The sequence below is a fragment of the Ruegeria sp. SCSIO 43209 genome (assembly GCF_019904295.1).
Taxonomy (GTDB): domain Bacteria; phylum Pseudomonadota; class Alphaproteobacteria; order Rhodobacterales; family Rhodobacteraceae; genus Ruegeria.
The window spans coordinates 68,839-89,418 of record NZ_CP065364.1; the positions used below are offsets into that span (position 1 = coordinate 68,839).

The 20,580-nt window shown below is 54.7% G+C and carries 19 protein-coding genes and 2 pseudogenes; 6 read left to right on the forward strand and 15 right to left on the reverse strand.

Features of this window, described 5'->3' with window-relative positions; genetic code table 11:
• Positions 1–425 precede the first annotated feature (425 nt).
• The gene (locus I5192_RS22305; RefSeq protein ID WP_255612274.1) at positions 426–1,265 is read left to right on the forward strand and encodes a hypothetical protein; all 840 of its coding nucleotides are present in this window, start codon (positions 426–428) and stop codon (positions 1,263–1,265) included.
• A 17-nt stretch (positions 1,266–1,282) separates the two neighbouring features.
• Here the strand turns inward: I5192_RS22305 and I5192_RS22310 are convergent, their stop codons facing one another.
• The 5 genes and pseudogenes from I5192_RS22310 to I5192_RS22325 all read right to left on the reverse strand — a co-directional run bounded on the left by I5192_RS22310 (position 1,283) and on the right by I5192_RS22325 (position 7,133).
• Complete coding sequence (locus tag I5192_RS22310; protein WP_255612275.1) at positions 1,283–2,731, reverse strand: tetratricopeptide repeat protein; 1,449 nt, start codon at positions 2,729–2,731, stop codon at positions 1,283–1,285.
• Between the two features lie 724 nt (positions 2,732–3,455).
• Positions 3,456–3,749 (reverse strand): annotated as a pseudogene (locus I5192_RS22690) (tetratricopeptide repeat protein); the annotation flags it as partial.
• Between the two features lie 106 nt (positions 3,750–3,855).
• Positions 3,856–4,686 carry a CpsD/CapB family tyrosine-protein kinase gene (locus I5192_RS22315; protein ID WP_170399530.1) on the reverse strand — a complete coding sequence of 277 codons (831 nt, stop codon included), beginning with the start codon at positions 4,684–4,686 and terminating at the stop codon, positions 3,856–3,858.
• A 30-nt stretch (positions 4,687–4,716) separates the two neighbouring features.
• Complete coding sequence (locus I5192_RS22320) at positions 4,717–6,255, reverse strand: chain length-determining protein (RefSeq protein ID WP_170399527.1); 1,539 nt, start codon at positions 6,253–6,255, stop codon at positions 4,717–4,719.
• Positions 6,252–7,133 (reverse strand): ExeA family protein, encoded by an 882-nt coding sequence (locus tag I5192_RS22325; RefSeq protein ID WP_170567779.1) that lies wholly within the window; start codon positions 7,131–7,133, stop codon positions 6,252–6,254. The genes I5192_RS22320 and I5192_RS22325 overlap by 4 nt, the downstream gene beginning before the upstream one ends.
• Before the next feature lie 264 nt (positions 7,134–7,397).
• On the opposite strand from I5192_RS22325, the pseudogene I5192_RS22695 reads away from it, so the two are divergent.
• Positions 7,398–7,572: pseudogene (locus I5192_RS22695) on the forward strand (IS3 family transposase); the annotation flags it as partial.
• A gap of 183 nt (positions 7,573–7,755) precedes the next feature.
• Here I5192_RS22695 and rfbA read toward each other — a convergent pair.
• From rfbA to I5192_RS22350, 5 genes are all read right to left on the reverse strand, one after another.
• On the reverse strand, positions 7,756–8,625 hold the full coding sequence (gene rfbA, locus I5192_RS22330) for a glucose-1-phosphate thymidylyltransferase RfbA (protein WP_223118741.1): 870 nt from the start codon (positions 8,623–8,625) through the stop codon (positions 7,756–7,758).
• The gene (gene rfbD / locus I5192_RS22335; protein ID WP_170399792.1) at positions 8,626–9,504 is read right to left on the reverse strand and encodes a dTDP-4-dehydrorhamnose reductase; all 879 of its coding nucleotides are present in this window, start codon (positions 9,502–9,504) and stop codon (positions 8,626–8,628) included.
• Positions 9,501–10,541, reverse strand: a complete 1,041-nt coding sequence (gene rfbB, locus I5192_RS22340) for a dTDP-glucose 4,6-dehydratase (protein ID WP_170408827.1) — start codon at positions 10,539–10,541, stop codon at positions 9,501–9,503. The genes rfbD and rfbB overlap by 4 nt, the downstream gene beginning before the upstream one ends.
• Positions 10,538–11,107: a dTDP-4-dehydrorhamnose 3,5-epimerase gene (rfbC, locus tag I5192_RS22345; protein ID WP_170399786.1), complete on the reverse strand. Its 570-nt coding sequence runs from the start codon at positions 11,105–11,107 to the stop codon at positions 10,538–10,540. The genes rfbB and rfbC overlap by 4 nt, the downstream gene beginning before the upstream one ends.
• Positions 11,108–11,318: 211 nt before the next feature.
• On the reverse strand, positions 11,319–12,164 hold the full coding sequence (locus tag I5192_RS22350) for a WecB/TagA/CpsF family glycosyltransferase (RefSeq protein WP_255612276.1): 846 nt from the start codon (positions 12,162–12,164) through the stop codon (positions 11,319–11,321).
• Between the two features lie 146 nt (positions 12,165–12,310).
• On the opposite strand from I5192_RS22350, the gene I5192_RS22355 reads away from it, so the two are divergent.
• From I5192_RS22355 to galE, 3 genes are all read left to right on the forward strand, one after another.
• Entirely contained in the window at positions 12,311–12,448 is a 138-nt protein-coding gene (locus I5192_RS22355; RefSeq protein WP_170466773.1) for an integrase core domain-containing protein, read from the forward strand.
• A 168-nt stretch (positions 12,449–12,616) separates the two neighbouring features.
• Positions 12,617–13,390 (forward strand): 4'-phosphopantetheinyl transferase, encoded by a 774-nt coding sequence (locus I5192_RS22360; RefSeq protein ID WP_223118729.1) that lies wholly within the window; start codon positions 12,617–12,619, stop codon positions 13,388–13,390.
• Between the two features lie 318 nt (positions 13,391–13,708).
• On the forward strand, positions 13,709–14,722 hold the full coding sequence (gene galE, locus I5192_RS22365) for a UDP-glucose 4-epimerase GalE (RefSeq protein WP_170598672.1): 1,014 nt from the start codon (positions 13,709–13,711) through the stop codon (positions 14,720–14,722).
• Here the strand turns inward: galE and I5192_RS22825 are convergent.
• From I5192_RS22825 to I5192_RS22380, 3 genes are all read right to left on the reverse strand, one after another.
• On the reverse strand, positions 14,719–14,889 hold the full coding sequence (locus tag I5192_RS22825) for a hypothetical protein (RefSeq protein ID WP_370644484.1): 171 nt from the start codon (positions 14,887–14,889) through the stop codon (positions 14,719–14,721). The genes galE and I5192_RS22825 overlap by 4 nt on opposite strands.
• Before the next feature lie 80 nt (positions 14,890–14,969).
• Positions 14,970–16,226 carry a hypothetical protein gene (locus I5192_RS22375; RefSeq protein WP_170399773.1) on the reverse strand — a complete coding sequence of 419 codons (1,257 nt, stop codon included), beginning with the start codon at positions 16,224–16,226 and terminating at the stop codon, positions 14,970–14,972.
• A 176-nt stretch (positions 16,227–16,402) separates the two neighbouring features.
• A complete protein-coding gene (locus I5192_RS22380; protein WP_170399770.1) occupies positions 16,403–16,999 on the reverse strand; it encodes a polysaccharide biosynthesis/export family protein in 597 nt (198 codons plus the stop codon).
• Positions 17,000–17,364: 365 nt separating this feature from the next.
• On the opposite strand from I5192_RS22380, the gene I5192_RS22385 reads away from it, so the two are divergent.
• Positions 17,365–18,423, forward strand: coding sequence for a tyrosine-type recombinase/integrase (locus I5192_RS22385; RefSeq protein WP_170598669.1), 1,059 nt, complete (start codon positions 17,365–17,367; stop codon positions 18,421–18,423).
• 200 nt (positions 18,424–18,623) lie between these two features.
• Here the strand turns inward: I5192_RS22385 and I5192_RS22390 are convergent, their stop codons facing one another.
• Together I5192_RS22390 and I5192_RS22395 are read right to left on the reverse strand one after the other, a co-directional pair.
• Positions 18,624–19,148 (reverse strand): isopropylmalate isomerase, encoded by a 525-nt coding sequence (locus tag I5192_RS22390; protein ID WP_255612277.1) that lies wholly within the window; start codon positions 19,146–19,148, stop codon positions 18,624–18,626.
• A 183-nt stretch (positions 19,149–19,331) separates the two neighbouring features.
• Positions 19,332–20,348 carry a replication initiator protein A gene (locus I5192_RS22395; RefSeq protein ID WP_223118730.1) on the reverse strand — a complete coding sequence of 339 codons (1,017 nt, stop codon included), beginning with the start codon at positions 20,346–20,348 and terminating at the stop codon, positions 19,332–19,334.
• Positions 20,349–20,580: the final 232 nt, after the last annotated feature.

Here is a 20,580-nt window from a genome sequence, read left to right on the forward strand (position 1 = left end):
CGTTATTGATTGGCACCCAAGCGTCTGGCAACTTTGTATGAGAGACGGGGTGCATCGTAATCAATTCATCAAAATGTTCCGCCCAGAGCCTCAGCCCATTGCAAGCTTGATCCTCAAGATACAGTCCGGAATCGGTTTGCACTAATGGTACTGGCGCATAAATTAGTAGCTTGCCCGAGTTGGTCATGAAGATCTGTGTATCCCGTTATGAAATCGATTCCAGAATGTATACCTTGCAATGAACTAATTACCGCTGCACATATCCAATAGGGTTCATTTTACCATTAAACACGCACACGAATACGAACATGATTTTACATCGCATCAAACGAAAACTCACGCCACTATTGCTACTTTTTCTATCCGCTTGCGGCCTGGTCAACCGCTGCAGCACGCCTGATCCGGTGGACGAAGCGCAATTCAGCATGATCTACGATAGGCCTGCATCGGCACCCGAGGGCCCACTCAATGTCTATCATCTGGGGCACAGTCTCGTGGGACCATACATGCCGGGGATGTTGCAGCAATTGGCGGAACAGGGCGGCAGCGAGGGACACAGTTTCAACAGTCAGCTTGGTTGGGGGACGCCGCTACGTGCGCATTGGGAGCCAGATGTGGTGATCAATGGGTTTGAAGAGTCTAACGGTCCTCCCGCCTTTCGGGATGCAAAGGAAGCCATGGCGTCAGGCGACTATGACGCGGTGGTGTTGACCGAAGCGGTCGAGATCAAGGATATGATCAAGTATTTCGCGCCGCATGAATATCTGCGCAACTGGGCCGTCGCCGCTTGGGAGGGCAATCCAGAGACACGTGTTTACCTTTATGAAACCTGGCATCCATTGGATGATCCGGAGGGTTGGCTCACACGGCTCGACCGGGATTTGAGTCTTTATTGGGAAGGCGAGATTCTCAAACGCACGCTGGCCTATGAAGAAGTCGACAAGCCGATCTATGTCATCCCAGCCGGGCAGGTCATGGCAGCTTTTGTGCGCAAGGTTGAGGCTGCTGGCGGGGTTGGGCCCATCCGTGATCGCAACGATCTGTTCCATGACAACATCCACTTCAGTGAATACGGTGGCTATCTCGTGGCGCTCACTCACTACGCTGTACTTTATGGGCGCTCGCCCGTTGGCTTGCCTCACCAATTGCAACTGGCTGATGGTAGTCCGGCTGCTGACCCAGGTCCCGAAGCGGCGAGGTTGATGCAGGAGACCGTTTGGGAAGTGGTCACATCTTATCCACCAAGCGGGGTGCCCCAAAACTGAAAGCGGCGCGGGCCAGACTATTCCTCCGCAGGTGGGAGTGCTTCCAGCCGCGTGATCTCGTCGCGGGCGATGGCTATCTGCGGGCGGGGGTCGTCTTCCCCCGCAAACTCCAGTACCCGGCGGTACTGTGCGATGGCGTCCTCATCGCGCTCCAAAGCGGCGTAAGTCTGGCCGAGGTGGAATTGAACGATTGGATCCTGCGATAATTCTGCGGCGGCGCTTTCGAGATAGGGCAGGGCCTCTTCCGCCTCACCGCGGCGAAAGACAAGCCAGCCATAAGTGTCCTGAAAGGCGGGCACATCTGTGCCGTTCAGGCGCCGGGCTACAGCCCAGGCGCGTTCAAGGCCGGCGTCATCTGTCTTGTGGTTTGTCAGCAGGCTGGCGAGATTGTTGGCGGCAACAAGGTCGTTGGAATTGCGCTCATAAAGCAGCTCATAATTGGCAATGGCGCCGTCAATATCGCCAGCCGCTTCCAATTCCCCGGCTTGCGCCCAAAGAAGTTCGCGGTTGTAGGGCAGAGCGGTGCGCCCGTCACGCAGGGTCTGTGAGGCGCTGTCGTCTTTTCCCTGAAGGCGCTGGAGGCGATAGAGTTGGACCCAAGCCCGACCCCGTCTGGGATCTTCTTCCACCAGGATCTGAATCTGATTTTCCGCCACATCCAGTGCGCCATTGGCGGCATGTGAGGTGGCCAGAATGAAACGCAGGGCTGCATTGTCAGGATATTCCGCGACAAGCGCCTCAGCCTGTCTCAGGGCTGCCTCTGTTTGCCCGCTGCTGAGGCGTGCGCGCAGAAGCGCAATCTGAGTGTTGAGGCTGGCGTCTTCCCGCTCCGCGAGTTCGCGCAGATATCCAAGCGCCTGTTCGACGCCTTCGCGGCTGCCCAGAAGCCGGGCCTGAAGCGCATCCGCCACTGCAAGGGTCCGCTCTGTGCTGATGCGGCGCAGGCGCGCGATCACGCTGTCAGCGCGCGCGTAATCTTCCGCAGCCAGATAGACTTCGCCCAGAAGCACCAGAATATCCGCATTGTTCGGTGCCCGACGCAGGGCCGGGATCAAAACCTCTTCCGCCGCGATATAGCGTTCGTCACTTGCCAGAACCCGGGCATAGCGCAAAGACGGTTCAGGCGCATTGTCGGAGGCATCCACCGCCAGCGCAAGGAAATCGCGGGACAGTTCGTGATTGCCAGCGCGCGCATAGGCCTGGGATATCAGGTCCATGGCGGCGACATCATCGGGCGCCGTATCAAGGGCTAGACGCAGCGTGGCGATGGCCTCGTCCGCTTTGTCGTCCTGGATCATCCAGGCCGCCTGCATCTTGAGCGCTTCGACACTGTCGCTGTCTGCTTCGAGCGTGTCTGCCACCAGTTGGCGCGCGCGGGTCTCGTTGCCGGTCTGAAGCAACATCCGGGCCAGTGTGATGCGGATGCGGTTGGCTGTGTCGGAGTCTTCTTCGGTGCCTTCCAGCATTGTTTGCAGCGTTTCGATCGCCGTGTCTTCTTGCGCCGTTTTCGAAATCGATGGCCGCAAGAATGATCTGTATCCGTTCTGGGTCCGCTGCGACCTCCAATGCAGCGCGCAGCTCGGCGCGTGCGGCGTCTGGCCCCTGTCTCTGGTTTATGAAACGCACTAGATCGATGAAAAGCGTAGGGTCTTCTGCCGCCGGATCCGACACCTCGCGGAGAAAGGCTTCCACCTTGTCAGGCTCGCCCCGGGCCAGCAGGAACTGAATGAGTTGGGTCTTAGGTTCATCATCCTCGGCAAACCGGATGACTATGTCGCGTAGCTGTGTTTCAAGTGCTGTGAAGTCGCCTTGCCGTTCGAGCAGGACAAGTTTTTGCGTATAGAGATCGCGATTGTCCGGCTGCTTGGCGATCATTCTCTCCAGCTGTACCAAGGCCTGATCGATGGCCCCGTCGCGGACATAGGCGTCAAAGAGGATCAACTGCAGGATGTCATTATCCGGGGCCTCTTGTGCCAGACCCGCAGCCTGATCGCGCACGGCATCTCGTGCTGGACCATCGCGCGCCTCCAACGCTTGCTCATATTGCAAGGCCAGCGCGATCATCTCAGTGCGCGGCGCGTCAGGCGCGAGAGCAATCACCTCGGTTGCATGGCGGGAGAACTCTTCCCAGTTGCGTGCCGCAAATGCAATCTCTGCCAGTACCGTGCGCCCTTCGACATGATCAGGCACCTGTTCGACCAGCCGCAGATACTGGCCATAGGCGGCCTCCTTGTCGTCTTTCTGCAGCATCAAAGCTGCCATGGTTTCGCGCGCTGCGACATGGTTGGGCATCAGTTCAAAGACATTGCGTAACTCGACCGCCGCCCGGTCGAGATCCCCTTCTTCGATTAGTTCTTGGGCTGAGGCGAAATAGGCTTCGGCGCGCTCTTCAACGGACTTACAGGCCGTCAGGCCCAAGCAAAGCATGAATGTCAGAAGCAGTCGCCTCAAGATTCGGGGAGGCATAGATTTGGTCCTAATCATGGTCGCCTATTCGGTTCTGCAGTCTTTTGTATGTTAAACTGCTCTATGTAGGAGCGTTTGCCTTCAGGGCTTCACTGTTCCTGTCAAACCCTGCCTCTGCCAAACATCAGCTCAGATCGCTGTCAGAGAGTGTGCCACGGCGGCAGCCATTTAATGCCACTCCCAAGACATTGGTATTGGCGGCAACCTCGATTTCAGTCCGATCAAGCTTTTTGAACTTGGTATATTCCGCCCGTGCCACGATCAAAGCGCAATCGACATTTTTGAGGAACGCCAAAGCTTTGTCAGAAGAAAGGGCTGAGGGTAGATCGAAGATCATGATGTCGGGAGCATAGTCGCGTTGGATGTCATCGAGAAACTCAGCTGTGCGGTCCATCATCAGAAAACGCGTGGGGTCTTTTTCGGGATGAGGTGAAATCGACACAGCCACATTGTCTGTCACCCGCACCGCCTGTTTTTCAAAGGCGATCATATCCGTGAGCACTTCCGGCAGACCATAGCGCATCTTGAGATCGAAAAACTCATGCACCGAGGGTGAGCCAAGATCGAGATCAAACAACATTGTGCGCGAACTTGTATGCCGTCCCAGACCCAGTGCAAGATTGCAGGCCAACGTGGTCTTGCCACAAGATGGTTCCGGCGAAGTGATCGCCAGACGCGACCAGCCGTTTTGCTCCATCTGAAGAATAATCTTGGTGCGTAGAAGGTCAAAAGGGGTGGCATCACTGTTTGCCTCGCCCGCGATGATCCGGTGCTGTCGCAGCACCGCAGGCGACAGGTCAAAGCGGGGCAATGCCTCCCAGATGGTTTCTGTCGTATTAGATTTGGAAGGCTTGCGCACGTGTTGATCTCGCAGAACGGGACCTGGGCGTACGGTCTCGGTAGCCTCATGGCGTGCGGCGCGCGCCTTCGCGAGAGCGGCCTGCAATTTTTCCATCCAGCTTTACCCTTCTAACCGTGGCGTCTTTCAAGCCAGGCCCATCTGGACCAGAACCCGGTTCACCAATATCTCGAGCGGCACATATTCAGTATGTACGTAATAAAGCGCCGCTGGCACAGCTACTATCACAATAGCCAAAGCACTCAGCCTAAGCAGGCGCCGCCGCCATTTCTCTCCCCGGCTTTCCAGATAGGGGATGACGCCAATGGGCACGATTTCAAACCGGGACTGCAACTCTGCAGGATGGCGCACCCGCTGATTGAGCAGTTCAAGAAGCATGAAATATGCCAGCGCCAATGCGCCACCAACAGCGCCTCCCATCACCGCGATTTTTTTGCGTGCCGGCCCAGACGGTTCCTGCGGTACGCTGGCGCCTTCGATGAGGCTAATACGCTCGCCTTGCGCATTGATTTCTATTCGCTCTGCCATGCGAGCTTGGTTAAGATTGCCCAACACTGAGTTGTAGCGGGTTCGGGCGCTTTCGAGATCTTGTTCGAGACGCTCCAGCGTAATCGAATTGGTGGCCGTGGCGGCAATTGCGCGACTTAGTCGCTCCAATTCTTCGTTCACGCGCACAATCTCCAGATCGATCTCTTCGATGCGTGAATCCATTTCTGCCAGTGTGATGTCGAGAAACGTCGGCTCTGCCTCCGTCCCCTCCTGCCAATCCCCGGGATCCCCTCCGGAGATTGCGAGTTCTAACTGCTCAATCTGTCTGCGCAGTTGAACAACCCGCGGATTGGAATCGGAATAAACGGTCAAATCCTCCGCCAGTTGAAGCTCGAGTTGCTGCAGGCGCTGCTCTTCTGGCGAAAGTTCTCGTCGCGTATCGGAACCAAGCCGCCCGGTTGCTTCAAAAACGGCGATCATCTCACTTCGCTGACTAACAATGGAAGCCCGGTCCTGCTCAAGCCGACCAAGCCTCTCCTGCAATGTGGATTGGCGATCTTGCCGATAGCTGAGATCTTCTGGAAGAGCGTCGACATTTTCATTCTTGAAGGCGATGATCCGACTGGATTCTTCTTCTATTTCTCCAGCAAGCCGCGCGGCCTCCTGTTCAAAGAAAGACAAAGTGTTTTCTGTCCGCTCGCGTCGGAAAGAACTATTCGCCTCCAGCACAAGGGTCACATAATCATTAACGACATCTGCCGCGATTTGGGCGTCTCTGGCATCAAATTGGATGGCCATCAGGGAGGCTTGACCGCGCCCACCACTGCGAAGGATTCTGGTACTGTCCCGCATCGCCTGCACAATCCGGTCGGGCGTCATTGCAGCCATGCCTTCGAAGACCTGATGTCTCTGGGCGATATCAATGAGATTGGCCCGTGTCATCAGCTGTTCTTCTATCAACTGCAACTGCTCGGCCACTTCGGTTCGGATCGTAGATACCACCATTTCATCGGGGATTTGCGGCGGATCCACCTGCAATCGTGCTGAGGACATGTATGTCGGCGGCAATTGCAAGGCTGTGACAACCCCAAGCCCGGAGCAGATCAGAAACAGCGCCATCATGACCGGCAGGCGCCGCTTGAAGAGAGACCAGTAAAATCGAAATGGCAGGTTCATTTGGCAGATTTTCCAGTCAAGACGTAATGATCCGCCAATGACACAGGCGCAGCTACTGTCTTCAGGATCACGCCATCGGCGATCAATTCCTCGATCGTTGCCTCATCGACACGCGCCTGATCAGCGCTGGCAGCATAGACCAGCGCCAAATCGCAAATCTTGTTGATCATCCGCGGCACCCCACCGCTATAGTCATAAATCTTGTTCAGAGCGGCTTCAGTGAACTCCTGGCCGCTGCCCCCGACATGCCGAAGGCGGGAAATGATGTAGTCACAGCTGGATACTGCATCCATGGCCCCCAGATGATAGCTGACAGAGACGCGCTGTGCGAATTGGCTGAACTCTGGCTGCGAAATCATGTCACGCAGTTCCGGCTGGCCAATCAGGATCAGTTGCAACAATTCGTCTTTGCTGGAATTGACATTGGTGAGCATGCGCAACTCCTCCAATGTCTCTTCGGAAAGGTTTTGCGCTTCATCAAGGATCAACAGGACCGATCGACCATCTGCATATTGCCCCAGCAGGAAATCGACAAATTGTTGGTAAAGCTCCACATAGTCGGCATTAGTGTCGTACGGCAAGTCAAAGGCGTTGAGCACCCAGCGTAAAAGCTCGCCGCGCCCGCCCTGCCCATTGGAGATGAGCCCCACCACCACATCATTGTCGATGCGCTCCAGCAGCGCATAAAGCGACGTGGTCTTTCCCGCGCCAACCTCACCTGTCAGCAAAGTAATCGGTGCGCGCGTCACCAATCCGTATTCCAGCACCGAGAACGCACGCTTGTGGCCTTTGGACCAGAACATGAAATCCGGATCTGGTGGCAGCGCAAACGGACGCTCCCGAAACTGGAAATGTTGGAGATAAAGATCCGCTTTCAAGATACTGATCCAAATATTCTGGTCCGTTGGCCGGGCACGATATTCCGGTTCGAGCCCAATGCATACAATATTCTCGTCCAACGGACTATAACGGCCCTTTTGACACGTTTAAGATAAAGCACTTGGAGCTCGGATTAAATGGGTAGGGTTATTCGAAACAGAGTGTTTCCGATGGGCCATGTCTGACGTCAGCACCAATGGGACAGTTGAAGGTGATTTGATTAGAGAGGGTTTCTGGCTCATCGTAACCGCCAAGGAGTGGAGATGAGAAAGCAACCCGGAACCAAGCTGAGCCACGGTGAGAAGGTCGTAAAGGACATTCGCCGTGCGACCCGCAAACAGTATTCCGCAGAAGAAAAGATCAGGCCTTTCCGGATGGCCGGAAGGGTGAGGATAGCATGCCGAGTTCTGCCGCTGTGAAAGCATTGCACAGAGCCTCTAATACAGCTGGTCCAAAGAGCTCCTGGAGGCGAACACTGCAATACAGACAACCCGTAAACGGCAATCACTAACATGCTGTGTTCATAGAGTGAATCCCCAAGTTTGTGCAACAAAGCCATAGATTTTGTAAACGTGTTAAACGAGAACAACAATTTAAACCAATCGAGATACTTCACATATATCAATTCAGAAGTAGTTTTAGATACTTACCATAAGTAGACTTAGCAAACAGCCGGGACCGTTCTTCAAGCGCTTCATCATCAATCCAGCCGTTAGCCCAGGCGATCTCATCCAGGCTGCCGGTCTGCATCCCTTGCCGGTCTGTAAGTGTGCGCACGAAGTTTCCCGCATCCAGCAGCGACCCATGTGTACCGGTATCCAACCAGGCAAAGCCACGGCCCATGGTCTGAACATTTAGCAAGCCTTCGTTCAGATACATCTCCAGCAGGGACGTGATTTCCAGCTCGCCCCGCTCGGACGGTTGGACCTGACGGGCACGGGCAGGGGCATCGCCGTCAAGGAAATAGAGCCCGGTCACCGCGTAGTTTGAGGGTGGTACTTTCGGCTTCTCGATGATGCCGCGTACTTTCTGACCCTCGAAATCAACCACACCATAACGTTCGGGGTCGGCAACGCGATAGGCGAACACAGATCCACCACGCTCTTGTAGATCTGCTTCGCGCAGCAAATCCGGCAGGCCGTGGCCGAAGAAGATATTGTCACCCAGGATCATCGCGGACGGGGCACCTGCAAGGAAATCCTCTGCCAAAGTATAAGCCTGCGCCAGACCGTCAGGCGAAGGCTGAGTGATCCAGGTAAGCGACAGGCCGTACTGACTGCCGTCACCCAACAGACGCTGAAACTGATCCTGATCCTGTGGTGTTGTGATGATCGCGATCTCGCGGATCTGCGACAGCATGAGCACGCTCAGCGGGTAGAAGATCATCGGCTTGTCATAGATCGGCAGCAACTGTTTTGAGACCGCCATTGTGATCGGATACAGCCGAGTACCCGAACCGCCAGCCAGAATGATACCTTTGCGTTGCATGATCTATCCTTTCAAGGCAGGGCTATCTGCAACCTTCAGATCGGCCAGCACCTGCGCCAATCCGGCTTTCCAGTCAGGCCGCCCAAGCCCGTAAATGTCATTGAGCCGCGAACACTCCAGCCGTGAATTCAGCGGTCTGGGGGCCGGGGTCGAGTAATCTGTTGTCGGAATATCGGTGATCTGGGTTGCCAGCCCCGCCTGCGAGACAATTTCGCGCGCGAAACCGGCCCAGCTGACATCGGGTGTCCCGGAATAGTGAAACAGCCCGCCTTCGGCCTGCCGTCCGGTTTTGGCTATGGCCAGCAGCGTCTTGGCAATATCAGCTGCCGGTGTCGGCCCCCCGATCTGATCCGCCACGATGGTCAGCGTGTCACGGGTCTCGGCCAGCCTCAGGATGGTTTTGACAAAGTTGTGTCCGTGGGCCGAAAACACCCAACTTGTCCTTAGGATCGCATACCACCCACCCGCTTGGGAAATCTGGTGTTCTCCCACCAGCTTGGTCTGGCCATAAGAACCCAAAGGGTCTGTCGGGTCCTGCGTGGTGCGGGGCATATCCCCCGCCCCGTCAAACACATAGTCGGTTGAGATGTGTAGGAAGGGCAAATCACGCTCTGCTGCGGCGCGCGCCATAGCCCCCGGTGTATCCCCGTTGATCACCCGGGCTAGCTGGGGCTCATCCTCGGCCTTGTCGACCGCCGTGTAAGCTGCGGCGTTTATGATCACATCCGCATCCGTGCTTCGGATAGCGTCAACACAGCTCTGCGGATCAGACAGGTCCGCTTGGGAGCGGTCCAGCGCCTCGACCGAGATGCCGTGCGTCGGCGCGCGTCGGCGCAGTTCCGTAGCAACCTGCCCGCTATGGCCGAAGACCAGTGCCTTCATTCGGCCACCCCGAGCCGCTCTCCCACGCCGCTGCGGTTCTGCAGAGCAGCCAGCCATGCGCCGTTGTCCAGATACCACTGAACCGTCTGTTCCAACCCGGTTTCAGGTGTGTAAGAGGGGCGCCAGTTCAACTCGTTCCGAATACGGGCTGGGTCGATGGCATAGCGACGATCATGACCGGGGCGGTCAGTGACAAAGGTGATCAGATCGGCGTAGGGCGTTTTGCCCGGCTTCAACCGATCGAGTATCGCGCAGAGCATTTTGACCAAATCGAGATTGGTCATCTCGTTCTCACCGCCAATATTGTAGCTGCGGCCCAGCTCACCTTTTTCCAGCACCAACAGCAGTGCCTCAGCATGGTCTTCGACATGCAGCCAGTCGCGGATGTTGTCCCCTGCCCCATAGATCGGGATGGGTTTGCCAGCCAGCGCGTTCAGGATCACCACCGGGATGAGTTTTTCCGGAAACTGATAGGGGCCGTAATTGTTCGAGCAATTGGTCAGAACCACCGGCAGGCCATAGGTTTCGCGCCAGGCCCGGACAAGGTGGTCGGACCCGGCCTTCGAGGCCGAATAAGGCGAATTGGGCTGATAGGGGCTGTCTTCGGTGAAAAACCCGGTCTTGCCCAAAGATCCGAACACTTCATCGGTTGAGATATGATGAAAGCGGAAGCTCTCGGGCTTGCCGGCACCGATCCAATAGGCGCGCGCGGCTTCCAACAGGACATAGGTGCCGGTGATGTTGGTGTCGATAAAGGCCGCAGGACCATCGATCGAGCGGTCGACATGGCTTTCGGCGGCCAGATGCATGATTACATCCGGCTGGTGCCTGTTCAAGATCGCCGCCATCGCCCCCGCATCCCGGATGTCAGCCTGCTCGAATGCGTATTCAGGCACATCCGCAACGGAAGCGATATTCTCCAGACAGGCCGCATAGGTCAAAGCATCGATATTGACGACCGCATGGCCTTCAGCAATTGCGCGGCGGATGACAGCAGAGCCAATAAAACCGGCACCGCCCGTGACCATAATTTTCATTCACCATCCTCAATCACAAACGGAGTATCTATATTTCGCAAAAATGGAGCTGCTTTATCTTTATCTGACAATTGCGGTTCGGCTAGGTCCAGCGGCCAATTAATTCCAATATCGGGATCATCCCACCGAATGGCGCCTTCTGTTTCCGGAGCGTAGGTGTCGGAGCATTTATAGATGATCTCGGTCTCCGGCTCTAATGTCATGAAGCCATGAGCAAACCCGGCGGGCACCAGCAACATTCGACCGTTTTCAAAACTGAGTTCTGCGCCGACCCAATCGCCGAAGGTGGGAGAACCTTTGCGGATGTCTACGGCGACGTCAAAAAAGCGTCCGCGCCCACAGCGAACCAGCTTGGCCTGCGCTCTTGGAGGCGCTTGGAAATGCAGGCCACGTATTGTGCCAACAGCACCGGAAAGCGAGTGGTTATCCTGAACGAAGACCGTATCGATGCCCGCATCGGTAAAACTGTTCACGTTGTAGGTTTCTTCGAAGAACCCGCGATGATCACCAAACCGTCTGGGCGTGATCAGGATCACCTCTGGGATTGCAAGAGGTACCAATTTCATCGTCACAAATGTCTTATTCCACTATGTGGCATTGTCACACTCATAGGTCATGTCATAGCTGTTCGTGCATGTCCACTGAGGTTATCCCCGAGAGACACAGGAGATAGTGTTCGATGCGCACGACAAGGCGTTCGCTTTCTTCGGTGGGCCCTGTGCGTGGGGCATTTACGATAGTCCGGGGCGGTCGCCGAAATGCCAGATGGATCGCTTGTCAATTCTGTCTCCCAATCCGTCGCGCCTCGCGCACCAACCCCGGTAAAATCAGAATACATTGCCAATAGCGCCCAGCTAGGCGCTTTGGGTTCCTCAGCATACGCCATACCCATTCTAGCGCCAGTGTCCTTACCCATTTGGGTGCACGAGTCTGGCTACCCGCGATGAAATCAAGCCCAGCACCGATTGAGACAAATCCGCAGCCAGGAGCATGCCTGCGCCCTTCAATCGCCAATTGTTCCTGCTTGGGCGCCCCCAAAGCCAGAAAGCACAGTTGCGCTCCGGACTGTCGTATTGCTTCAAGATAGGAAACAGCCTTCACCCCCTGGGGATCAAACCCAAAAGGGGGCGCAATCTGTTCAACCACACGCAATCCTGGGTATTGGATAGTCAATCTCTGTGCCGCCCGATCAAGTGTTTCAGGTGTGGCTCCCAAAAACGCCACAGGTACATTATCGCGAGCGGCCATTTCGGCCAGAGGCTCTATCAACTCGGATCCCGGCATCAGATCAACCTCCCGCCCCGCCATCCGCGAGAGCCACACGATCGGGTTTCCATCTGCTACAATATGACTATGCGCTTTATAAGATTGGAAGAAGTCAGGGTTGCCACGCATCTTCACAATGTGGTCGAGGTTCAATGTCGCCAGTGCAAACCCCTGACTTCTTTGCCAGTGCTCCTGGATGCTTTTGAACAATCCAGCCCGATCAGGGAAGTTTACAAGATCCAGAACTTTGGCTGTATGCTGGATATCTGTCTCACTCATTGCCGCATCACTCATACAGGCTGCCAGTGACGGAAATAGGAACTTGGTCTCTTCCTTGATGCGTGAGTGTCCTTTCATTGTCCATAGTACTTTGCAAAAGCATCTGGCTCTTTTCGAACCGTTTGGGCAAATTCTTTCGGCTTCAGTTCAGATCTTGCTTTGTCTAGAATCTTGAACACAGATCCGGGTGTTTGATCCCAGGGTTTGATGGTGCGATCCGTTCGTTGGAAGAGAAGGAAGCCCGCGAGAAGATCACAGCCTGGAAGGAGGACTATAACCAATACGGACCCCACTCATCCCTCGGCAATCTCACGCCGCAGGAATTTGCAACGAAATCGAGACTGGAAACCAAGGCCGCATAAGGTCAGGAATCAAACGACGGATTCTCCTAAACGCTGGAGGGAAGTTGGGTCTTAGGTCATGATCTTTACCGACAAATGCTTATTAGAGCGTTCACTTTCTCCATGGCGGACCTTTTATGAATCGGGAAGCTCAAAAATGCACAATTCAATAGGGTCATTGGAAAGCTAATGGCACCCATTCTTGGAAGTGAGGGAATTCCCGGTGATCTGGCGGAATTGTCTGGTTCATTCCTCGCAGGCATTAGTAGTTACCCAATCATGCGCGCGCGTATGACATTGCTTCAATGCTGCTATGATGTCGACCGTTTTGAAGATGCTCACTATAAAACCTTGGGTGTGCGCTTTCCCGAACAGTTCAAATACGCGGTTAAAAGTCGCCGCGCAGAGTATCTTGCAGGGCGAGTTCTTGCACATGTCGGATTGTCGAGTCTTGGTATCAAGAACGTCCACATTCCGTCAGGCCGCAACCGGGAGCCGATCTGGCCTAAAAGTGCAATTGGTTCAATTACTCATTCTTATGGTCGTTGCGCAACCATACTCTCAAACAACTCGAGGGATCGCGTAGGGGTAGATATTGAACGTATAGTTGACGGTGAAACGCTCGCTGCAGTCCAAGAAGTATGCCTTTCATGCAAGGAACGAAAGCTACTGAACACACAAACTGGTTATTCGCGCCTCGAGCTGGCTACATTGATGTTTTCGGCAAAAGAAACACTTTTCAAGATGCTCTACCCGTCAGTTCGTTGCCACTTTGGTTATGAGACTGCGATGGTAAGAGAAATTCCTACAAGCGACACCATAAGTCTTTACCTAACGGAGAATCTTCGAGGCGGTTTTCGTTCAGGCTCAACCTTCGAAATACGCTTTAGTTTCCATTGTAATTTTGTGCTCACTTGGGCGACGCTAGGTGAGCCAAACCCCCAGCCGCGCTCTATTAGCTGAGAAACGACGAAACCCATCCCGACCAGCGGGGGGCATCAACTGCTCCTACCCATAGCAGACCGACCGACAACCACGATTGATCAGGCTGAAGCAATCCTCTGAGGTACAAAAGAGATTAAAAACCAGTCAATCGAGAAACCCGCATGCTGCGTCAAGGGAATGCGGCGCAGATTGAAACAGCGTCGCCCCTGATCCCACGATGCCGGCCATCCGCTCGTGCTCCAAATCATTTGATGGCTAACACGATTGCGTTGGTATAGGGTCTCCTTTGGCTGAAAGACCGTGCAACGATAACAAGGCGACAAGGAATTAGGCGGTATGCGTGTACTGTTGACCGGCGGTGCCGGATATATTGGAAGCCATACGCTATTAAAACTGCTGCAAGATGGCATTGACGTGCTGGCGCTGGATAACTTCTCCAACAGCTCGCCTGAAGTGTTGCGCCGGGTCCAGAAACTAACCAACTCGAGCTTTGCAACTCACGTTGGCGATTATCGCGCCCCAGATGTGCTTGATGAGGTCTTTGAGAAATTTCGCCCCGACGCGGTCATTCACTTTGCGGGATTAAAAGCGGTTGGTGAGTCCAACGAAAAACCACTGACCTATTACGCGCAGAATGTTTCGGGCAGCATAAACCTGCTGGACTGCATGCAGCGGCACGGCTGCCAGAATATCGTCTTCTCATCTTCTGCCACGGTTTATGGCGAGGCGCAGTATCTTCCGTATGACGAAGATCACCCACTAAACCCCACCAATCCGTACGGTCGCACAAAATACTTTATCGAAGAGATTATCCGCGATTGGATTGCTTCACGACCGCACGCGAGTGCCGTCCTCTTGCGGTATTTTAACCCGGTTGGGGCGGATGAGTCTGGCAATATCGGAGAGGATCCGCGCGCGATCCCAAATAATCTGCTGCCCTACATCTCTCAGGTGGCAGTCGGCAGACTCAAAGAGCTCAGCATTTTTGGCAACAATTATGAAACTCGGGATGGCACGGGCGAGCGTGATTATATCCATATTGATGATCTAGCGGCAGCCCATCTTGCCGCCGTCAAATACGCTCACGAGAACCATGGATGCGAAGCCATTAATGTCGGTACCGGAACAGGAATCACTGTATTGGAAATGGTGAAAGCGTTCGAGGAAGCATCAGGCAGAGAAATCCCATTCAAAATCGCGGAAAGGCGCCAAGGTGATGTAGCACGTAGTTTTGCCGAAGTGTCCAAAGCACAAAGGTTACTTGATTGGACCGCTAAGCGTGACTTAACTGATATATGTAGAACAGCATGGAACTGGCAATCTAAAAACCCGTCGGGCTTTGAGCATTAATCACTACCTTGGGTTTTGATGTTACCTGAGAAGCAATGAGCAAATTGCCGTACCTTTCCCACACCTAGCGAACACCCCGATGGGTCCGGGGAATTTTCAGGTGGGTGTCCCGCGTTTTCAGGCACTTCCCATGCAACCTCCAGAAACTGGCGGTGCTGTGAAGCCATGATGGTGACTTCTTTGGAGGAAAGACCGAAGAACTCGACATCAAACTCTTCAAACCGACCCAAGGAGCATCAGCAACGTGTTAGGGCCGCCAGGCGAACTCTCTACCAATTGAAAAAAATGCTAAAGGGCTTGTCGCGCGGCCGAGGCCGTCTTCGTCTCGTATACGGTAGTTAAGGCCGGCATTTAAGACCCACTCGGACTCAAGCTCATAACTATAAACAGCATTCAAATCTGTCCGCTCAACGCGTGGGTCAACGATAGTATCATCGGTAAGGACTTGGGTTGCGGAAAACCCGAGACGGGAAGAGGGGCCAAGACCCAGAATATAGACGATGTCTAAGATGTACTCATCGCGAAACACGTCATCATCTGTAATAACAACATCCCGGTCAAAAAAGACACGGATTTCGTTTTCTCCGAAAACTTGAGCGTAGCTTAACGACCCGATGGGCTCAGTCTTTCCATCATTTGTATGCGCAACGCCAAGGCTTGCCAAAAAGTCCCCGCCGAGGACTTCTCTGCTACGACCAACCCTCAACCTATTGAGGCGCCCGGCTGTAGCGAGCTCAGTTTCCAAATCGAATGTTGCCGTACCGTTTGGCATATCATGTTCGATACCGAAACTGCCAATCGGGCCAGTGGTAAGCGCATCACCCTCTATGTCGCGCCGATCATCAATGTCGGTATACCCAAAGGCAAAATTGACGCGAGTTCTTGACGTGAGTTCGTGGAGTAGTCCAAGCGTTATGTCTTTGGTAGTCCGATGCCGTTGATCCGGATCATCTTCTTCAAATCGCTCCGCGCTGACATCTACGGTAGCCGTGGTTATTGGAGATAAGGCAAAGCTGACTCCCGCTCCTGCACTGATGGTACTGTTATCAGAAAGCGTTGGGCTTGTTTGATCAGTATATCTGAGTTCCTGGGCATCTACGCGGAAATAGTATCCAATCAAGTCCCGGCGACCAAAGTCCATTTGGAAGGCCAGGTTGTATTCATTGCGCGTTCCGTCGCCGGTCAGGTCAGGGAAATCGGACGGTATGCGTAGTACACCATCGTCATCGAGGAAAGTTCGCAGCGATCGCGAAAATCCGATATCGTAGCTTGAGAAATCGGCACCAAAATCTAAGCCAGCGTTGGCCCCATCACGAATGTAATCAAAATTGAAAATTGAATCGCCAATATCGAATTCATTACCTCTATTTGGCAAATCAGACCAACGCAGGGCGGTGACGGCATCCAAACTCAGGCTTTGGATTGGGGTTTCGCTGGACAGCCCGAATGACAAGATTGTCGAAGAAATCGTTCCATGGCCCTCTTCGGGGACATCAAGTGTCAAGTTTTCTCCGGATTCTATACGTTGAGCGAGGCCTAGCGTCATTTGGGGGCCACCGGGATCTAGGTCTACACCTTGAGCTCTGGCACGATTATCTGAGTTTACGACAAAACACACAGCGCCACACAACGCCGTCTGTACAAATAGCCTTTGTTTCACTGCCCCGCCCCTTTTCGGGGTTATTCGAACAAGCGCCGTTCTGGAATTACGATCACATCTCCATCGGCTAGCTTTGTCGACGCCCCTGTTCCTGTGCCATCCAGCATCGCATCATAGTTAAACTGGTACACGGTTTCTTTACCTGATTTGTCTGTACGGCGCAGCATTATCCGTTTTGTAGCGGCAAATCTAGAAAATCCACCCATCTCGCCGAAGAATTGCAGAAGTGTTGTACCACTTTCCGGTGTATGTCGCCCTGGTGATCCGGCTTCGCCTATCACAAAAACATCAATTGTTCTGCGAAATGGCTCTCGCGGCTCATTGAGTGAACCGAGCGACACAAAAACATTCGGCTGAGAGGCGAAGTTAGGAGCCAGTAGCTGCGCCAGTTCATTGCTAACCTGTTCAACGCTTCGACCTGAAGCACGCAGCGTACCCGCTAGCGGTATGTTGATCCGACCATCCGGAGGTACTAGGACTTCACGGTTCAGACTTTCATCTTCCAGCACTTCAATAAGCAGCGTATCACCTGATTGAATGCGATAACCCTGCGCCATGGCTGGTAATGCCATAGCCCCGATCACGATTGAAGCGAGCAGCACGACAATAGATTTCATATTCAGACTCTTCCATTTTGCCTTGAGCTCTTCTCGGCGATCTGCCGAATACTCAGTGACCTTTTACCGTTTCATTTTGGCCTTCTTTTGCTGGGAATTCCACGGTTTCTTCCAAATCGCATGAAATTTGTCTTTCTTTGACGTGGTTTGGTAACGATAAAAGACTTTTGAAATTTTTGCTGCTCATCAACCAATACTACCCCCGTGCTAATCTGATAAAAATAGGATAAATGTCAGCTTAGCGCGCATTATTCTAACCTTATGCTTATTATTAGGTATGTACTATAATTCATCAATCATATCCGATAAGTATCCCTTATCAGGAGTAATTGATCTTGCCGCGAAAACCGCGCAGAATGGACCACATGAAGCCCCCTGCCCCATATCTCCCGGCCGCCTCCCCTGCCCTGTCTCAAGCCGATCAAGAGGCGCTGACGGACCTCTATGTCCGCGGCACGCCTGCCAATACGCTGCGGGCTTATGAGCGCGACCTGCTCTATGTCACCGCCTGGAAGTCAGCGCGCTTCAGCACGGCGCTGGATTGGCCTGAGAGTGAGGCCACAGCCCTGGCTTTCATTCTCGATCATGCCCGCGATCTTGGCGATGCGCCCAAAGGCGACATCGCCCGGCAGGCGGCGGAAGGACTGATTGCGCAAGGACTGCGCAGATCGCTGGCCTGCCCTGCCCCGTCGACACTGGACCGGCGCATCGCCTCCTGGCTGGCCTTTCACCGGATGAAGAACCTTGCCTCACCGTTCGATGCGCCGCAGGTCAAGCAGGCCCGCGCCAAAGCGCGTCGTGCCGCTGCGCGCGCCCCAGCCCCGAAATCCGCCCATCCGATCACCCGCGATGTGCTAGAGCAGATGCTGACCACCTGCCGCGGCTCCCGCCGCGACTGTCGCGACCGGGCGATCCTGATGCTGGGCTGGGCCTCGGGCGGCCGGCGCCGGTCTGAGATCACCGGGTTGCGCCGCGAAGATGTGTCGCTGAAAGAGTTTGAGAAATCAGGCGTGGTCTGGGTTTCCCTGATGGAAACCAAGACCACGAGCAAGGGCGAGACGCCCCGGTTGGTGCTGAAGGGCCGCGCCGCACAGGCGCTGGTGTATTGGGTCGAGGTTGGACAGATCGAGGATGGCCCCCTGTTCCGCCCGATCTCGAAAGCGGACCGGGTGCTGAAGCGCCGCCTGACCCCGGATGCGATTGCGCAGATCGTCAAGCACCGGCTGAAACTGGCCGGGCTACCGGACGACTTCGCCTCACCCCACGGGCTACGCTCGGGCTTTCTGACCCAGGCCGCGCTCGACGGCGCCCCGATCCAGGCTGCCATGCGCCTGTCGCTGCACCGCTCTCTCGCGCAGGCACAGAAATACTACGATGACGTTGACATCGTTGAAAACCCAGCGGCGGATTTGTTGGGATATTAAAGTTTCAGCGGAGAATCCGGCGATGTCATCAAGGTTTCTGCGGCTAGTGAAAGATAAGTTCACAGGATTGGTTAAGTATCGAAGCCTTAAATTTGAAGTAATAAAGTTCTACCGTATTTTTGATTGCGGCGCTTTGTTACTCATTATGGCTGCTTTTTCGCCCTGCCCCATTTCTCTTGAAAATGTCCAGTAATCTTGCCTTATCGGACTCGATCAGAATTCCACCGAGGATGCAGAAGACCTGCGATCAGGATCAATACAAGACCGGACAGTTCCAGAACCCAGTTTGCCCGGATGGAATAAATCTCCATACCGATCAGCGTATCGACATGGTGAAAACCAGCCGCGCGGATTAAGATAAAGGCCAATACAACACATAGCCCCAAAAGCGCGAGCCATGTTCGTCTCAGACTTCTTCCCAACAACAGCGCCGCCGCCCAACCAATGATCAGGCAGCAGATCCCAACAGCTCCAATGAAGGCCAACTGCACCGGACGACGGTTCTCATACCAACCCTGCTCGATCGCAAGACAGCGTGCGGAAGCGGTTAGAAAAGATTGCAGGTCTAATTGCTTATTGAGCGCGAGCAGAGACAAAAGCACGGCCAATAACACCCAGAACGCTCTTTCCCGGCCCGCCAGAGCCGCAGGAAAATCCCCAACTAACGCAGTACGCAAGCTTACAACCGCCGCGACAACATAGGCAACCACTGTGAGCCAGCCCATGAGACTCGGGTCTCCAATCGTCGGCGACCAGCTTTCAAACGCACATTCCAGCATAACGCCCTTCCAAGCTCAGTCCTGTTGCCCTTTATTCCACATCTCTAAAACACAACCCTTTTCGCATGCGAAACACTAGCGCAAGCGGTTCCGAAAAATAGGGGAATTCCGAGACACCTGACCGGAAAATCACATCTCGGCAGCGCGTTTCTTTACCCACCCAAGAAAGGCAGCGTCCGCGCTTTTGAGGCGAGGTTGGCCGGAGGCGTGCCACATGGCGCGCCAGTCGGCCTCCAGCGCATAGACATCCCAGCCAGGTATCAAGCGACGGGCGGTCTCGAAAGTCTCCGGGGCAAGCGCAGCCCCTGCTCCTGCGGCCTCCTCAATCACGGCCATCGGGCGCACGCAGATCATATCCCCCGGCTCCTCGGTGAGCGTGTAATCCGGCAACCGGCCATCACGAATGATCTCGCGCACCATGGCACGGAACACTCTGCGCGGAGAGGCCGAGCCCGACTTCTTGCAGAGCACCTCTATCGAAACCCGCCATTCCGGCTGACGTCCGCAATGCTTGCGTGCCAGCTCGTAAAGACGGCGCTCCAACGGGCGGCGCAGTCGGAAATACTCTCTATTCAAGGTCAAAACCGACTTCGCCAGTACGGCACGATAGAGCCAGTCAGACAGTGTGACCGCCACGCTGACCATACGGCCGCCGCGGGTACGCCGCACAATTTCCCAGCGTTCGATCAGACCGAACCCAGTGGTGACTTCGAGCGGATCATCCTTGGGACCCGTGGCGATATTGGTGGTGATGCGTGTGCCTGCCAAGCGCTCAAAGGCATCGCGCAGCCGTCGGTAGCCATCCCCGGAGGTTTCCCGCCCCGTCGCCAGCAGCAGGTCATGAGCGGTCAGCGTGAGTGTACGCGCCGTCGGTTTGCCTGCATTGAGCGCGGCCACCAACTGCGAGATACAAAAGATCAGGATATCTGCATCAAAGATCGTAGCGCGCCCTTTGACGGATGGCGTGACCACAACCTCCACATCATTGTGCCGGTATTCGAGTATGCGCCGATCTGGACGCGTCGAGAGGGAAAAGAGCGGATGCTCCATCGAAGCGAGATCATGTTTGGGCACCGCTGCAAAGAAATCGCAAACGAAAAAGTCCTCAGGTCCCGCCCCGCCGCCGGTCGCAATACCTGCATTCATCAGAAGGCTCCGATCCGCAATGCGGTCGGTAGAAAATATGTCATGGCTCTGCTCGATCCCACCGCGCTTGTCCCGATCAGGCTGCCCGGCTTTCGGTGTTTCATTAACACCCGACCCTAGGGGAGGGGTTCGATTCTGTCCACAGGGCCACTGTTCAGATCGTGGCTTCAGAGTCGCTCAAACGTGGGATCAGAATCACTCTATCGTGGCTTCAGAGTCACTTGAAGACAAA

What these genes read in the sequence shown, in the direction of transcription:
- I5192_RS22305 (WP_255612274.1), top strand. Translation starts at nt 426, where the DNA reads ATGATCTACGATAGGCCTGCATCGGCACCCGAGGGCCCACTCAATGTC.
- I5192_RS22310 (WP_255612275.1), bottom strand. Translation starts at nt 2,731, where the DNA reads ATGCTGGAAGGCACCGAAGAAGACTCCGACACAGCCAACCGCATCCGC.
- I5192_RS22315 (WP_170399530.1), bottom strand. Translation starts at nt 4,686, where the DNA reads ATGGAAAAATTGCAGGCCGCTCTCGCGAAGGCGCGCGCCGCACGCCAT.
- I5192_RS22320 (WP_170399527.1), bottom strand. Translation starts at nt 6,255, where the DNA reads ATGAACCTGCCATTTCGATTTTACTGGTCTCTCTTCAAGCGGCGCCTG.
- rfbD (WP_170399792.1), bottom strand. Translation starts at nt 9,504, where the DNA reads ATGAAGGCACTGGTCTTCGGCCATAGCGGGCAGGTTGCTACGGAACTG.
- rfbB (WP_170408827.1), bottom strand. Translation starts at nt 10,541, where the DNA reads ATGAAAATTATGGTCACGGGCGGTGCCGGTTTTATTGGCTCTGCTGTC.
- rfbC (WP_170399786.1), bottom strand. Translation starts at nt 11,107, where the DNA reads ATGAAATTGGTACCTCTTGCAATCCCAGAGGTGATCCTGATCACGCCC.
- I5192_RS22350 (WP_255612276.1), bottom strand. Translation starts at nt 12,164, where the DNA reads ATGAAAGGACACTCACGCATCAAGGAAGAGACCAAGTTCCTATTTCCG.
- I5192_RS22360 (WP_223118729.1), top strand. Translation starts at nt 12,617, where the DNA reads ATGGCACCCATTCTTGGAAGTGAGGGAATTCCCGGTGATCTGGCGGAA.
- galE (WP_170598672.1), top strand. Translation starts at nt 13,709, where the DNA reads ATGCGTGTACTGTTGACCGGCGGTGCCGGATATATTGGAAGCCATACG.
- I5192_RS22825 (WP_370644484.1), bottom strand. Translation starts at nt 14,889, where the DNA reads ATGGCTTCACAGCACCGCCAGTTTCTGGAGGTTGCATGGGAAGTGCCT.
- I5192_RS22380 (WP_170399770.1), bottom strand. Translation starts at nt 16,999, where the DNA reads ATGAAATCTATTGTCGTGCTGCTCGCTTCAATCGTGATCGGGGCTATG.
- I5192_RS22385 (WP_170598669.1), top strand. Translation starts at nt 17,365, where the DNA reads ATGAAGCCCCCTGCCCCATATCTCCCGGCCGCCTCCCCTGCCCTGTCT.
- I5192_RS22390 (WP_255612277.1), bottom strand. Translation starts at nt 19,148, where the DNA reads ATGGGCTGGCTCACAGTGGTTGCCTATGTTGTCGCGGCGGTTGTAAGC.
- I5192_RS22395 (WP_223118730.1), bottom strand. Translation starts at nt 20,348, where the DNA reads ATGAATGCAGGTATTGCGACCGGCGGCGGGGCGGGACCTGAGGACTTT.